This window comes from Spirosoma profusum, assembly GCF_014699005.1.
Taxonomy (GTDB): Bacteria; Bacteroidota; Bacteroidia; order Cytophagales; family Spirosomataceae; genus Spirosoma; species Spirosoma profusum.
This window is the reverse complement of sequence record NZ_JACWZY010000001.1, coordinates 239256-256768: the sequence shown is the minus strand read 5'-3', so window position 1 is coordinate 256768 and position 17513 is coordinate 239256. Positions and strand designations below refer to the sequence as shown.

Below are 17513 nucleotides of genomic sequence, written 5' to 3'. Positions count from 1 at the left end.
CTCGGCGGTCGACTGCACTGCCGAGTGGGCTTATAATCAATGAGGCACTTTTGAGTAACGACCGTTATTTTTATTCCACAGAACGCTATCACTAAAGTTAACATCAGCGTCCATGTTGAAGTCACCATACCGGTACTGGTCGAAGATGCCACTCTCTTCTTTCCAGAGCGATGAATCGAAGAAGTTGATATCGAAGTTGTCTGTATAGATATCTTTCTTCCCATCACCACCATACATCATCCATTTACCATCAATCAAAATCTGACCAAACGATGGTGGATCTGTGATTACATACGAATCCTGCTGGGTGAAGTCGAACGTAAAGCTATTGTTGGTCACGTTTACTTTCCGTGAAGACATGACGCCCATATGGTTGCGGTGCTCAATTACAGCGAAGTAAGAGCCTGCCGGTATCGTAAAGCAGGGCTTCACAAACGTAATCTTACCATCATTATGTAAGAGACCGGCAGCCTTAAATACTGATTGCGTGGTTAACGAATCTGTTCGCAGTGATACCAATACCCAATCGACGATATCTGCTGCATACGTATTCTGCACTTCCGTACCCGTGTAGTTCCAGGGAGCCACATTGTACGGTTGCCCCGGCGGTGTAGCTACAGCGAAATTGCCTATTGGCGTCTGCCCTGGTAGCAGTCCTCGCTGGTTGAGCGTCGTATTCATCAGCCCAGTCGATGAATTGTAAGGTCCTTCTAGGAGCACTTTCAGATTCAGGGTTACGCAGGCAGTTTGCACAGGGGTTACCATTATAGGCACCTGTGTACTAGCCGTCAAGCCTGTTGGGTCGGTAATCTTGATACAGACACTACCCGCATTCCCCGTAAAATTGGTCGGGGGCGTGTACAGAATGCAAACCTGATTACCAACTATCGCACTTGACGTGGTAACTGTACCATTGGCAGGCTGTCCACAAATCGTAATCGTATAACTGGTAGTACCGTCAGGATCGCTCACTGGTAGACAGATTTGCGCCGTAGTATTAATTGGCGTCGTTATCGAACCTGGATCAATCACCGGCGGATGTTGCGGTACTACATTCGGAATCACCGTTATCGGTACGTATGCCACAGCCGTCAATCCAGTTGGATCTGTCACAATCACACAGAACGTACCTGCGTTACCCGTGAAGTTGGTCGGTGGTGTATAATTGACGCACAGACTGTTACCGTTCAACGTAGCAGGTACTGTCACCGTACCATTGGTCGGCTGACCGCAGATCGTCACCGTGAAGTTGGTGGTTCCGTCAGGGTCTGAGACGGGTAAGCATACGCTACCCGGCATGTTGACGTTGGTTACAATCGGCGCACTGGTTATTACTGGTGGTTGCGGCTTTGTACATCCACAAGCTGGCGTTACTACTACCGGTACCTGTACGGTGGTAGTCAGACCTGTGGGATCAGTCACCACAACACAAATTGTACCTGCATAGCCTGTAAAGGAAGCGGGTGGTGTATACTTGATACACACCGTCGCTGTACCCGTACTCACAATCGTAGCTGTACCATTAGCAGGCTGACCACAGATAGCCGCAGTAAACGACGTAGTACCGTTGGGATCACTCACCGGTAAGCATACTGTAGTAGGTGTGTTTTTAGGTGTAATGATCGGTACAACGACGACAACAGGCGGATGCTGCGGTGAAGCTGTCGTGCTACACACAGGGCTCACGATTACCGGTACCTGTACTGTGCTGGTCAGGCCAGTCGGGTCTGTCACTATTACGCAGATGTCACCTGCATAACCCGTAAATGAATTCGGTGGTGTATAACTTACGCACACGCTACCATTACTTACCGTCGCCGGTACACTAGCCGTTCCATTTGTGGGTTGACCACAGATGGCCACTGTAAAGGACGTAGTACCATCTGGATCACTCACTGGTAAACACACACTACCTGGTTGATTAATAATGGTCACCAATGGTTGTCCTGTTATAACCGGCGGTTGACCCGTTGTCTGGCTGGCTGGAATTACCGTCACTGGTACGTAGGCTATACTAGTTAGCCCCGTCGGGTCGGTCACAATTAAGCATACATTACCCGCATTCCCCGTAAAGTTAGCCGGTGGGGTGTAGTTGATGCATAGGCTGTTACCGTTCACTGTGAGAGGAACTGTAACCGTGCCATTGACAGGTTGACCACAGATGCTCACCGTGAAATTAGTGGTACCATCAGGATCAGTGACTGGAATACATACACTACCCGGCTGGTTCTGATTAGTCACTAACGGCGCTCCAATGGTCACTGGCGGATTTGGATTACCCGGATTCGGCTTTGGAATGACCGTCACTGGCACCGTCACTACCGTAGTCAATCCCGTTGGGTCAGTGACAATCACACACACATTTCCCGCGTTGCCTGTGAAGTTAGTCGGTGGTGTATACTTGATGCACACACTATTAGTACCCGTACTCACTATTACAGCAGTTCCGTTAGCAGGCTGACCACAGATAGCAGCAGTGAATGATGTAGTACCATTAGGGTCCGTCACTGCCTGACAGGTTATAACTGTTGTATTAATAGGCGTCGTAATCGGTACAACTGTTACCACGGGTGGCTGACCGGTGGTAGTAGTGCCACTCTTCGGATTCACCACAACTGGTACATAGGCTACTGAGGTTAGCCCCGTTGGATCGGTGACAATTACGCATACCGTTCCCGCGTAACCCGTAAAGGAAGTGGGTGGCGTATAATTCACACACAGACTATTGCCGTTCACCGTCGCGGGTACTGAAGCTGTACCATAGGCAGGTTGACTACAGATAGCTACCGTAAAGGCTGTCGTGCCATCCGGATCACTTACTGGCAGACATACACTACCGGGCGTATTGACATTAGTCACTAAAGGCTGACCAACTACCACAGGAGGATGCTGGATTGGTACGTTAACCGGAATCACTGTCACTGGTACGTAGGCTACACTAGTTAGCCCCGTTGGATCAGTCACAATTAAGCACACTGTACCCGCATTCCCCGTAAAGTTAGCCGGTGGGGTGTAGTTAATGCATAAGCTATTACCGTTCACCGTGATTGGAACTGTAACTGTACCACTAACGGGCTGGCCACAAATACTCACCGTGAAGTTAGTTGTACCATCTGGGTCCGTAACCGGTATACATACACTACCTGGCTGGTTTACATTGGTCACAATTGGAGCGCCAATTACCACGGGAGGATGTTGAACTCCGGGCTCTGGCGTTGGCTTGGGAATTACCGTCACTGGCACCTGCACCGTCGTTGTCAAGCCTGTGGGGTCGGTAACTACTACGCATACAGTGCCTGCATTCCCAGTAAAGTTCATCGGTGGAGTATAATTCAGGCATAACAGATTACCTGTAAAGCTGGCTGGTACGCTGGCGGTGCCATTTGTCGGCTGACCACAAATGGCTGCTGTGAACGACGTAGTGCCGTTGGGATCACTCACCGGCAGGCAAACCGTTGCGGTCGTGTTAACAGGAGTTGTAATGGGCACTACTGTTACCACAGGAGGCTGTTCAATAACCGTCGTACCACTAATTGGGTTTACAACTACCGGCACGTACGCTACTGAGGTCAGACCTGTGGGGTCAGTTACAATCACGCAGACGGTTCCGGCATAACCTGTAAAGGAAGCCGGGGGCGTGTAATTCACGCATAGCTGGTCCCCATTGATCGTCGCAGGCACTGAAGCCGTTCCATTCGTCGGTTGCCCGCAGATAGCAGTTATGAACGACGTAGTACCATCCGTGTCACTCACGGGCAGACACACGCTGCCCGGTGTATTAATATTCGTTACTAGCGGTTGACCAACTACAAGTGGTGGGTGCTGAATTGGCACCGGGACTGGAATGACCGTGATTGGTACGTAAGCTACACTGGTTAAACCTGTCGGGTCCGTCACCTTCACACACAATGTACCCGCAAAGCCACTAAAGTTAGTTGGTGGCGTATAGTCAATACACAGGCTGTTACCATCAAATGCACCGAGGAAAATAACACTACCATTGGTGGGTAAGCCACAAGCGGCTGCAGTAAAGGCTGTAGTCCCATCCGGATCAGTGACTGGTAAACATACGCGACCCGGCTGATTCACATAGGTTACAATTGGGGCGCCAATGATCACCGGCGGATTTGGTCCACCTGTAGTAGGCTTGGGTGTTACCACTATGGGCACCGTTACTACCGTGGTTAGCCCCGCTGGGTCCGTCACCTTCACACACACATCACCCGCGTTGCCGGTAAAGTTGGTCGGCGGGGTATAGTTCAGACACACCGTGCTAGTACCACCCCCTACCACTACCACCGTGCCGTTGGCGGGTTGACCGCAAATGGTAGCCGTGAAGCTGGTGTAGCCATTAGGACTAGTCACCGGTAAACATACCGTGGCTGTGGTGTTAATAGGGGTGGTAATCGGAACGACCGTCACTACCGGTGGTTTAGGGTCAGTGGCCGTGCCACTGAGTGGGTTGACTACCACTGGCACATACGCCACACTAGTCAGGCCTGTTGGGTCGGTCACAATCACGCAGACTGTACCGGCGTTGCCGGTGAAGTTAGCTGGGGGTGTATAATTCACACACACCTCACTGCCGTTGACCGTAGCTGGTACGCTAGCCGTTCCGTTGGCAGGTTGATTGCAAATAGCCACTGTAAACGACGTCGTACCGTCAGGATCACTTACCGGTAAGCATACACTACCTGGTGTGTTGACGTTCGTCACTAACGGCTTGCCTGTAATTAATGGCGGATTCAGATTACAGTTAACTCCGTTAACTATTACGGATCCTGTATAAGGAGTTGAGGTACAGGCACCTTGTACATAATTAAAATCCGTATAGGTGCCAGCTCCAATATCTGGAATCGTTACTTTTCCACTGTTGTCGCTTGTAACAGTAGTACTAACAGTAACCCCGTTCTTTTTATATGTAATGACCGTTGAGATGTTCGAGGCTAAACCGGTAATCTCAATACGACCGTCGGTTGCCGAGCAACTCGTTGGATTAAAGGCCGTGAAATTGGCAGCGGTCAGCGGTGTAACGCCTGGGTCATTGATAACGACCGTTCCGTTGTAGGGAGCCGATGTACAAGCGCCAATCGTATAGGCGATTACGCTGTAATTACCCGCCTTTAAATTAGGGATAACAACCTGACCCGATGCGTTACTGGTTACGTTAGCCGATACAGCCGTTCCATTTACCTGATACGTGATGGTCATGGTCGTTGAGGCTGGCAGACCCGACAGCGTGATCTGCGCATCACTGCTACCGCAACTGGTTGGATTTGTATTGGCAATGTTAGCCGCTGTCAATGGGATAAGCCCTGGATCGCTTAGCTGAACCGACCCGGCATACGGTGCCGACGTACAGGCCCCAATTTGTACGGTGAATGCCGTATAGGTTCCTGATGTCAGGTTAATAATACTGGCTCTACCGCTGGCGTCAGTGCTCACCGTTGCCGATGTCGGGGTTCCATTCTTTGAGTAACCGATGACAATACCACTCGTGCTGGCCGGTAAACCTGTAATGTCAATTCGACCGGTTGGGCTTCCACAGGACGTAGGACTGATACCTGTTACCTGTGCAGCTGTTAATGGCGAAGGCGTTGGGTCTGTCAGGGTGATCGTACCGGAAGAAGGTGCAGACATACAGATTCCCTGCGCTACTGTAATAGCCGCATAACTACCAGCGCTTAAACCACTTATCGTGATTTGTCCTGAGCCATTCGACGTTAACGTAGCAGTTATTGGCGAACCTCCATTTTTGCTGTAGCTAACGACATATGTTGCCGAAGGCGACAATCCGCTCAGCAGTAAACTTCCTGTAGCCGTTCCGCAAGAACTCGGGTCGGTAGGCGTAATGCTACTGACGACAGGCTGGGCGTTGACGATCACCGTCTGGCTGGACGCCGATGAGGTACAACCGGATAAACTCTGGCTTACGGTGTATACAGCAGCGCCTACATTACCCGGCGTAGCCACCACACTATTTCCACTCACAGCCCCTAAACCAGATCCGGAGAAGGTGAACGTAGCACCCGCTGCACCACTGGCTGTCAGGGTCAGGCTTTGACCTAAGCATAAGCTACCCGAAGCCGGATTGAATGTAAACGTAGGAGCTGCAGGCGAACCAGGGTCCGACAGGGTAGCTATTTGGGCGGCACTGCTGCAAGCGTTAACACTGGCAATGATGTTCGTATACGCTCCTGCTCGTAAACCCGTCAGGCTAGCTACACCACTGGCGTTGGTCACCACTGTTTGGGTGATTGCTGCGCCACCGTTGTAGCTGTAGCTGATTGTGTAAGAGGTCGACGGAGTCAGGCCGTTCAGCGCCAGGATACCATTTGTGCCCGAGCACGAAGTCGGGTTGGTGGGCGTTACGCTGCTGATACCTGGTTGCGCATTAACAATAACGGTATACGTAGCAGCCGGTGATGTACAACCTGCCGCAGTCTGGGTTACGGTGTAAATTGCCGTACCGATAGTAGTGGGCGTAGCCGTTACGTTCGTTCCAGTGGTAGACGACAGTCCCGGACCAGAGAACGTAAACGTAGCACCCGATGCACCGTTCGCCGTTAACGTAACAGATTGACCTAAGCAAATAGCGGAAGAAGCTGGGTTTGCGGTCAGTGTGGGCGCAGCCGGAGCCGATGGATCACTTAAGCTGGCGGTTTGTGCCGAACTAACACAACCACCATTGCTGGCCGTAATGGCCGTATAAGCGCCCGCAGCTAGTCCGCTCAAGGTAATCTGCCCCGATGCATTGCTGGTTAAGGCCGCTGTAGTCGCTGCTCCACCGTTATAGCTGTAACTAATTAGATAGGACGTTGAAGGGGTTAAGCCATCTAGTGTTAAGCTACCCGTTGGCGTACCGCAGGACGCTGGGTTCGAGGGCGTTACGCTGCTGATAACAGGCTGCGCATTGACAACTACCGTCTGGCTAGCCGCCGATGAGGTACAACCGGATAAACTCTGGCTTACGGTGTATACAGCAGCACCTACATTACCCGGCGTAGCCACCACACTATTTCCACTCACAGGTCCTAAACCAGGACCGGAGAAGGTAAACGTAGCGCCGGTTGCTCCGCTAGCGGTCAGCGTCAGACTTTGACCCAGGCATAAACTGCCTGAGGCTGGATTAAATGTAAACGTTGGAGTCGCAGGCGCACCAGGGTCTGACAGCGTAGCCGTTTGGGCAGCACTGCTACAACCATTGGCACTAGCCGAGATATTCGTGTAGGCTCCTGCCTGTAAACCAGTAAGTGTGACTACACCACTGGCATTAGCTACCAGTGTTTGCGTAATAGCAGCACCCCCATTATAGCTGTAGCTGATCGTGTAGGAGGCCGATGGTGTCAGGCCGTTAAGGGCCAGGCTACCATTCGTGCCTGAACATGAACTCGGATTTGTTGGCGTTACGCTGCTGATAGCGGGCTGTGCATTAACCGTTACAGTAAGGCTAGCCGCTGGTGACGTACAACCTGCCGCCGATTGCGTAGCCGTATAGACGGCATTCCCGACGCTGCCTGGTGTAACAATTACCGAGGTACCCGATGGCGTTATCGTACCCGGCCCTAAGAAGGTAAAGCTCGTACCTGTCCCGCTAGCCGTTAACGTAATGGATTGGCCTAAACAGATAACTGGCGTCGACGGATTGGCCGTGATAGTTGGAGCAGCCGGAGCCGACGGATCGCTCAAACTGGCGGTTTGCGCTGAGCTGGTACAGCCTCCATTGCTGGCCGTAATGCCCGTATAAATTCCAGCCGCCAATCCACTGATAGCAACTTGGCCCGATGCGTTGCTGGTTAACGTAGCCGTGATAGGTGCTCCACCGTTGTAGCTGTAACTAATTGTGTACGAAGTTGAAGGCGTTAAGCCGTTCAGTGTCAGGCTACCGGTTGGTGTACCGCACGAACTCGGATTAGTCGGAGTAATGCTGGTAATGGCGGGTTGCACATTAACAATTACCGTTTGGCTCGCAGCTGATGACGTACAACCTGATACGTTCTGGCTTACGGTATACACTGCCGTACCAACACTATTCGGCGTAGCCACTACACTATTGCCATTTGGTGTACCAAGTCCTGGACCGGAGAACGTAAACGTAGCACCCGTTGCTCCATTAGCTATCAGGGTCAGGCTTTGACCCAGGCACAAACTGCCTGAGGCTGGATTAAAGGTAAGCACTGGCGCTAATGGCGCACCGGGGTCCGACAGTGTGGCCGTTTGGGCGGCACTGCTACAACCATTGGCACTGGCCGTAATATTCGTATAAGCACCAGCTTGTAAACCAGTCAGAGTAGCTACACCACTGGCATTAGTCACCACGGTCTGGGTTACAGCAGCTCCGCCATTATAGCTGTAGCTGATGGTGTAAGATGTCGACGAGGCCAAGCCATTCAGAGCCAAGCTACCATTGGTGCCCGAGCACGAAGTCGGATTGGTGGGTGTAACGCTGGTAATGGCGGGTTGGGCATTAACCACCACAGTATACGTAGCTGCTGGTGAGGTACAGCCCGACGCGGTTTGCGTCACGGTGTAAATCGCAGTGCCTACACTGGTTGGCGTAGCGGTTACAGGTGAGCCCGTCGTTGACGAAAGGCCTGGCCCTGAGAAGGTGAAGGTTCCACCTGAACCACTAGCCGTTAACGTAACCGATTGACCTAAACAAATAGCCGATGAAGCCGGATTTGCGGTCAGCGTGGGCGCAGCCGGAGCCGATGGATCGCTCAGACTAGCCGTTTGCGCGGAACTGACACAGCTTCCATTGCTGGCTGTGATATTGATGTAACTACCCGCAGCCAGTCCACTGATCGTAATCTGACCGGATGCATTGCTGGTTAACGTAGCCGTGATAGCCCCTCCACCATTATAGTTGTAGCTAACTGTATACGAAGTTGAAGGCGTTAAACCGTTCAATGTCAGGCTACCGGTTGGTGTACCGCAGGCCGTTGGATTAACCGTTGTTACGCTGCTGATAGCCGGTTGTGCATTGACTATAACAGTAAGGCTAGCCGCTGGTGAGGTACAGCCCGACGCTGATTGCGTAGCGGTATACACTGCATTGCCCACACTGCTTGGGGTAACGATTACCGATGTACCAGACGGGGTTATAGTTCCAGGCCCCAAGAAGGTAAAGCTCGTACCTGTCCCGCTAGCCGTTAACGTAATGGATTGGCCTAAACAGATAACTGGCGTCGACGGATTGGCCGTGATGGTTGGAGCAGCCGGAGCCGACGGATCGCTCAAACTGGCGGTTTGCGCTGAGCTGGTGCAGCCTCCATTGCTGGCCGTAATGCCCGTATAAATTCCAGCCGCCAGTCCACTGATAGCAACCTGGCCCGATGCGTTGCTAGTTAACGCAGCTGTGATAGGTGCTCCACCGTTGTAGCTGTAACTAATTGTGTACGAAGTTGAAGGTGTTAAGCCATTTAGTGTCAGGCTACCCGTTGTCGTACCACAAGTGGTTGGATTAGCTGGCGTTACGCTGCTGATAACTGGCTGTGAGTTGACAACTATCGACACGCTGGTTACCGGTGAAGTACAGCCCGCTACACTCTGGCTTACGGAATATATAGCCGCACCGACACTACCCGGCGTAGCCACTACGCTATTGCCACTCACAGTTCCTAAACCAGGGCCGGAGAAGGTGAATGTAGCACCTACCGCACCGCCGGCTGTCAATGTGATGGACTGCCCTGAGCAAATCGTAACCGAAGCCGCAGTCAGTGTAAGTGAGGGAGCAGCGGGTGAGCCGGGGTCTGACAAGCTAATTGGGCCGAGCGTATTTGACCCCGTCGTACAGGAAGCGTTAACTACTTGAATAGCACTATACGTACCGGCTGTTAAACCGGTTAGTGATAAACAGCCACTCGCATTCGAGGCTTGGATGAAACTGGTTTGGACTATCCCGTTTTTGCTATAGTTAATCGTATAGCTGGTAGCCGCCGTTACGCCACAGACTACGATACTGCCATCGGCACCACCGCAGGTCGATGGATTGGTATTAGTAGCCGCTACATTCGTAATGGTTGGACATGTCGTATTGGCAGGCAGTACTGTGATGGGCACATAGGCCTGAGCCGTTAGGCCCGTCGGGTCGGTCACAATCAGACATAAGTTACCTGCATTGCCGGTGAAGTTCATCGGCGGGGTGTAATTTACACACAGACTATTGCCATTGACCGTAAGAGGAACCGTTACTGTACCATTAACCGGTTGGCCGCAAATACTCACCGTAAAGTTTGTCGTACCGTCAGGGTCAGTCACCGGCAGACACACACTGCCGGGCTGGTTGACATAGGTCACAATCGGGGCGCCAATGATCTCGGGCGGGTTAGGGCCACTCGGGTCGGGCTTGGGCGTTACCTTAATCGGCACCGTCACTACGGTGGTCAAGCCGGCCGGATCGGTTACTTTTACACACACATCACCCGCATTACCCGTGAAGTTGGTCGGGGGCGTGTAGTTGAGGCACACTGTGTTCGTACCACCGCCCACTACCACAACCGTGCCGTTAGCGGGCTGACCACAGATGGTAGCCGTGAAGCTGGTGTACCCGTTGGGGCTGCTGACCGGAAGACACACCGTGGCCGTCGTGTTGATCGGCGTGGTAATCGGCACCACCGTCACCACAGGTGGTTGGGGATTAACCGTTGTACCGCTGAGTGGGTTGACCACGATCGGCACGTAGGCCACACTAGTCAAACCTGTAGGATCGGTCACAATCACGCAGGCGGTTCCGGCGTTGCCCGTGAAGTTAGCCGGGGGCGTATAGTTGACGCATACCTCACTGCCATTCACTGTAGCCGGTACGGATACCGTTCCATTAGCAGGCTGACCACAGATAGCCACTGTAAAGGACGTAGTGCCATCAGGATCACTTACCGGCAGACACACGCTACCCGGTGTGTTCACGTTCGTTACCAGCGGCTTGCCCGTGATCAATGGAGGATTCTGTGGCGTTGGTGGGCAAGATTTGACCCCTACTGGCTGAGTGAGTCGGGCGCAGGCATCATTTGTCGGAATAACACTGATATTCTGCCCAGCACTGAACGGCGGAGAAGCTGTTGTGTAGCCCAATGCATAAATGTAATACGTACCCGGCGCAACGCCAGTAAAGGTGGGATTACTGCTGGTTGTTATAATATCGCCACTTGCAGTAGTTAGCAGATACGTCAGATTAGCCGTACCCATCGATGCGCCCGACGCCGTTAATGTAATCGTTCCGTTCTGGGTATCGCAAGCGGTATTCGTTGACGAACAGACATTATACGTTACCGGTGTTGACGAATATTGCACACAAGCATTGCCGGTTGTTATCGAGCTAATGCCCTGCCCTATCGAAAAAGGGAGAGAACTACCCTGATAACCTACGGCATATACCTGATAACTGCCCTGGGCTACATTTGTAAATGTTGGGGTTACACTATAGTTCAGGATGGTTCCTGCTGGATTAGTGAGTACATAAACCAGATTAGCCCCATTCATAGCACCACCAGAGGCCGTTACCGTAATAGTACCATCTTGACTATCACATTGAGCCGATGCTGTCTGATGCGCCGATAGAAACAGGTAAACCAGTACGCAAATGGTTTGCAGTACCGTTGTAAACCCATATCTGACCAGGCCGCTTGCAGGCAGGGGGGAGGAGACAGTAGAATACTTCCTTGTCATAACTTGGGTGGTTTATAGTAATTGATGAGGGGTTACCCTCACCAAACTATAGCGGAGTGAGTTCCTGAGAAGCCCACCCAGCAATAGCCTGATGGTTATTTTGACAGCGTTGGCAGTGTGAACGGTGGACAATTGGATTGCAGGCAGAACTGCGACGGCGTGGGGGCCGTAACTACGCCATTATTGGCAACCCAGGGACCGCGAGACGCATTCTGGTAACCCGCTAAGGGCGTTACGTCAGTCGTTAGCGAATTGTCGTCAATGATGACAGTGTATGTTCCATTGGCCAATCCAGTAAAGGCGAAGCTACCATTCGGCGCTACGGCCACAGCCTGTTGCGCTACGGTCGGTGATGCCGTATTAATCACCTTGGCGAATAACGTAGCAGGCAAGCCCGTTAAGGTTTCGCCAGCATCCGCTACGCAGTTGCCATTCAGGTCATTGAATACGCTACCGGGGCCACCCGTCAGGGATGTGGTTCCCGTTACTACCGTGAAGTTGGTTGTAGCCGTGGGCGAAACGCCTGCTGCGTTGCTGGTGACGGCGGTTACGGTATGCGGTCCCGTTGGGAAGGTGTTACCTGAGCAGGACCAGTTTCCGCTAGCATCAGCCGTGGTTGTGCAGAGGATATTGCCACCTTCGCCAGCCGTTACGCTGGATAGCGGAGTAGCGGTTCCACTGACCACGGGTGTTGTGTTCGTCGTTGTTGTTCCGTTTGGCGGGGTCGTGATGGCGATGGTTGGCGGCAGCGCGCACAGGCCGCCGGGGGCGTAGTAATTGCTTTGGTATACATCATCACCAAAATTCAGCGCGTCACCGATGTAGTTTTTGTAGTCCCCACCGCTAAAACCGGGGGCGCTGGACGACGGATCTGTCAGGTTCTCGAAGAGTCGAATACCGGGCAAACAGACACCCGTTACGCCGAAGGTGAAAAACAGAATTTCCTGACCGCTCACGAGTGAGACGTAGTTACCTGCTGTAGCGATTCCGTGGAAATCATTGGATGGATCAGCGGCAGGGGCATACACACGCGAGGCATCACTCCACGCACCACCGTTCACCGACGTAACCGTCAGGGCGTTATCAGCGACGCTGGCCGGTAAGACAATCGAAATCTGCGTACCAGCCCCAACCCCAAACGCGGGGTCGGTGAAGTTTGGTCGGCCATACACCTCGTATAGCGTCGTGGTCGTGTTGTACTTTATGGTTACGTCAATTCGATTCTGCGCAACGACCTCGTACCCGCCCCAGCCTATAAGGGCCATCAGAAATTGTAGTACATTAAACAGTCCTTTTTTCATGATCGTTTTTATTTGGGTGAGCACCTAGGGGATTTGTTGGAAGAATAGATCGTAGTTATACACTTTCGTACTGTTCAGCGGATAGTTCAGTACGTTACTCAGGATGAAGGCTCCGTCGTTACCCGAACCGATGTAGAGTGCCCGGCCATCCATGTTGATATCCCCGATGAAATACCCGAATGCATTGCTGAAGTTGTAGGCACCGGCACTGCCCGGATAGCTGAGTACATTCGAGAGAATGCCGGGCAAATCCGTACCGTTACCGATGTATTTGACCTTGTTGTTGTGTACCGAATTACCCGCCCACAACGCTCGAACACTGATACCACTGGCGGTGATTGTGCTCCGCTCAACGCCGTCGTAGCCGGTCGTATTCCAAAGTTGGGCATCGGTCATCGTAATGAAATCGACCGTGCTGCTGCTGGGGATGGTGATGGTTTGTGCCGTCATTACGCCCAGGTGATTCCGGTGACGAACTGCTACGTAGAAATTATCGGCTGGAATGCCGGTGAAATTCAGACTGCTTTGACCATCGGTGTCGATGACCGTTCCATCACGTAGCACCAGACCCGAACGGGTGTAGCTTACAATGGCCGGATTCGATTTATCACGTAGTTCGATGAATACCCAGTCTACAATGGCTTTGTCGCCGGTTGTGGTGGTCATCGACGCGGGAATCGTTTGGAATTGAGCGTTATTGACGTGGGTAAAGGCCGAGGTATACGTAGCAGTCCGGTATGGATCATTCAGGGGCAGATACCCACCCGACCGTAGATTATCCCGCATCAGGGGAAGGCTGTTGGCACCTATTGATCCGCCGTTGTTGAACAGCGAGCCCTGTAGGAATACGCGCATACTGATACGTCCGCAACCCGTGGCACCAATCGTCAACACAGCCGTGTAAGGCGCTGACGTACAGGTTCCCTGCGAATAGCTGAAATTCGAGTAATTGCCTGCGCCTAAGTTGGGGATCGTTGCTTTTCCGCTGGCATCCGTTACGACTGTCGTGCTTGTCGCTACGCCGTCTTTGGTGTAGGAAAGCGTGGTCGTTACGTTCGAGGCCAGACCCGTAATTTCAATACGTCCGTCGGTAGCGGTGCAACTGGTTGGATTAAACGGTGTTACGTTCGCAGCGGTCAGCGCCGTTGGGGTTGGATCGGTTAACGTAACGGGTCCGATGTAAGGAGCTGAGGTACAGGTGCCTTGTGTGTAGGTAAAATCAGAGTACACAGCGGCTGTCAAACCCGTGATAACCGCTTTGCCCGACGCATCCGTTGTTACGTTCGCTACCTGTACGATGCTATTCCGGCGGTAGTTGATCGTGGTCGATACGTTACCGGCTAACCCTGTAATTTCAATCCGACCATCGGCCTGTCCGCAACGTGTTGGGTTGATGCCCAGTACGTTCGATGCATTCAGAATCGTTGGGGCGGGATTGCTCAGGACAATCGGGCCGGGGTAGGAGGTTGACGTACAAGCGCCCTGCGAATAGCTGAAGGCGGTGTAGGTGCCGGAAACCAGACCCGAAATGATGGCTTTCCCCGTCGGATCGGTCGTTACGGCTACCACGATGGGCGTACCGTTGAACGAATAGTTGATGTTGATCGACTGGCTGCTGCCTAAGCCGGTGATTTCAATACGTCCGTTGCTGGCTCCGCAAATAGCCGGGTTGATGCCCGTAAACTGAGGAGCGGTCAGCTCAGGTTGCATCATGTTGATGCTTCCGGTGTAGGGCGCCGACGTACAGGTTCCGATGGTGTACGTAATGTCCGTGTAAACACCCTGTCCTAAATTAGCGATGGTCACCAGACCCGCACCGTTCGAAATGGCCGTGACAGCGGGTTGCGCCACGCCATCTTTCTTATAGTTAACCGTAATCAGTTGGTTAGCTGCCAATCCGGTGATGTCGATACGTCCGTTGACTCCTCCGCAGAACGATGGCGCTTTACCCGATACGTTCGCTGGTGTCAACTGGGCAAGGCCAGGATCGGAGATGGACACGGCGCCATTGTAAGGAGCCGATGTACAAGCGCCAATCGTATAGGCAATAACGGTGTAGTTACCAGCCGATAAGCCGGGAATCACTGCCTGCCCCGATCCGTTGGTCGTTACGTTGGCCGATCCGTTGACGCCGTTACGTTGATACGACAGCGTCATGGCTGTATTCGCTGCCAGACCCGACACCGTGATCGACCCATCCGTGCCTCCGCAGGTGGTTGGATTCAGGCTGCTGATGTTACTGCTGGTGAGGGGGGTAAGACCCGGATCGGTCAGTGCTACGTTACCCGTGTAAGGCGCTGACGTGCAGCCGCCACTTTGATACGTAAAATTGGAATAGTTACCTGCCGTAAGGCTCGAAATCGTGGCTTTCCCGCTGGCGTCAGTCGATACGTTGGCCGAGGTAGCCACGCCGTTTTTGGTGTAATTGATAACGATACCGCTGGCGTTGGCCGGCAATCCGGTGATTTCGATACGTCCGGTGCTGCTGCCGCAGGAGGTTGGACTAAAGCCCGTTATTTGTGATGCGGTCAGTGCAGCGGGCGTAGGATCAGCCAACGTAACGCTGGCCGAATATGGTGCCGACGCGCAGGCACCCTGGCTGGCCGTAATCGCTGAGTACGTACCAGCGAACAAACCGCTGATGATTACCTGACCAGATCCGTTGGCCGTGAACGTACCGGTGGTCGGCGAACCACCATTTCGGCTGTAACTGATTGTATATTGCAGGGATGGCGTTAAGCCGTTGAGCGTGATGCTTCCTGAGTTCGTGCCGCAGGACGATGGATTCGTTGGCGTTACGCTGCCAATAACGGGTTGCGAATTGACCGTTACGGCATACGTAGCAGCCGCCGATGTACAGCCCGCTGTGGTTTGGGTGGCGGTATACACCGCATTGCCTACACTGGTTGGGGTAACGATTACCGAGGAGCCCGATGGAGTTATAGTTCCTGGCCCCGAGAAGGTAAAGCTCGTACCCGATCCGCTGGCCGTCAACGTAATGGATTGACCTAAACAAATAACCGACGTTGCTGGATTGGCCGTGATGGATGGGGCAGCCGGAGCCGACGGATCGCTCAAACTGGCCGTTTGGGCCGAACTGGTACAGCTTCCATTATTGGCCGTAATGTTCGTATAACTACCAGCCGCCAGACTACCTATGGTAACCTGACCCGATGCATTACTCGTTAACGAAGCCGTGGTAGCCGCTCCGCCGTTGTAGCTATAACTAATGAGGTACGCGGTTGATGGGGCTAAGCCGTTCAGTGTCAAGCTACCCGTGGGCGTGCCGCAGGATGTTGGATTCGACGTACTGACGCTGCTGATGGTGGGTTGCGGACTCACGGTTACCGCGCTTGTGGTAGCGGTGGCGCTACAGCCATTGCCCGCGTCGGTTACGACGACGGTGTACGTACCGGAAGCCGATACACTGGCATTACTGATCGTTACGGCGCTACCGCTGGCGGAATAGCCGCCCGGCCCGGTCCATGCATACGTCAACGAACCGACTGCGCCGGTTGTGGAGGTACTGAGCGAAATGGAGCCGCCCGCACAAATCGTATTCGATAAGGCGCTGGCGGCTACGGCCAATTGACAGACACTACTACCGAATGTATAGGCGGTGTACGTATCCGGTGTTACGTTGGTAGCCGTAATGGTGCCGGTGCTGGTTAACGTACCGGAAACACCGCCCGCCCGTCCCAGGTTTACCCACTGGCTACCATTCCAGCCGACAATAATGAGCAGGTTTGGGTTACCGCCGGTTAACGTAGTAAGGTTGCTGGCGGCATTCCAGCTCAGGGTGATACTCGCTGCGCTACTCCCGTCGATATCCCAATACTCTACCGTACTGACGGCATTGACGCCAGCAGCCCGCGCGGCCGTAGAAAACGGTGCGCCCGTGGGCAACGTAGCAGAACTGGGATTGACCGAAAAGTAGGCCGCCCGGTAGTTGACGGCGGTACTGGCCGACGAAATACCCGCCGACCGATACGTGGTTCCGTTACCAATCGGAAACGTAAACGTAGCATGACCCGCTTCTTCGGCATAGCCGTTGACGTGGGATGCATCCGACGCGCCTGTGTGGGACGCCCCCACCGCAAAGTAGATGTTATCGCCCGGTAAATTACGGGGGGTGATCACGTAGCCGGTGTTGAAGTTCAGGTTATTAAAAACACCCATATGACCACCGGGGTGGACCTGTACGGTGCCATTAATCTGGCTTTGCGCCTGAACCAGTAGCGCCCAGCACCAAAGCAGGGTAGCTAAGTAGAGAGTTCTCTTCATAAATGGATGTGATTTTAAAGCGAGCGTATTTGGCTTAGGTTGAGTGAAGTGGACACGTAGTACCCTTGCCAGAAAATGCGAAGGGAATAGGGTTCTGCATCCGCCGGGGCGGAGTGATGGACTTGGAATCGTGGTTTCATAAGCTGAGTGCGCTTAGATAAACGGGAAATAGATACGCCAAAAAGAACGGTTTACAGGTGGGCGCAACCTGTGGTGGCTCTTCAAGTAGTTCATAACCTGAAGAGTAATATTTCACTATTA

Annotated in this window: 3 protein-coding genes; all 3 read right to left on the bottom strand. The window is 53.0% G+C overall.

The genetic code is table 11. The features are described 5' to 3' along the window. Positions 1–36: 36 nt before the first annotated feature. The 3 genes from IC229_RS00890 to IC229_RS00880 all read right to left on the bottom strand — a co-directional run bounded on the left by IC229_RS00890 (position 37) and on the right by IC229_RS00880 (position 17252). Positions 37–11667, bottom strand: a complete 11631-nt coding sequence (locus IC229_RS00890) for an Ig-like domain-containing protein (protein ID WP_190885032.1) — start codon at positions 11665–11667, stop codon at positions 37–39. A gap of 95 nt (positions 11668–11762) precedes the next feature. Beyond that, positions 11763–12968, bottom strand: coding sequence for a hypothetical protein (locus IC229_RS00885; RefSeq protein ID WP_190885031.1), 1206 nt, complete (start codon positions 12966–12968; stop codon positions 11763–11765). 24 nt (positions 12969–12992) lie between these two features. Next, positions 12993–17252 (bottom strand): beta strand repeat-containing protein, encoded by a 4260-nt coding sequence (locus IC229_RS00880; RefSeq protein ID WP_190885030.1) that lies wholly within the window; start codon positions 17250–17252, stop codon positions 12993–12995. Positions 17253–17513 lie beyond the last annotated feature (261 nt).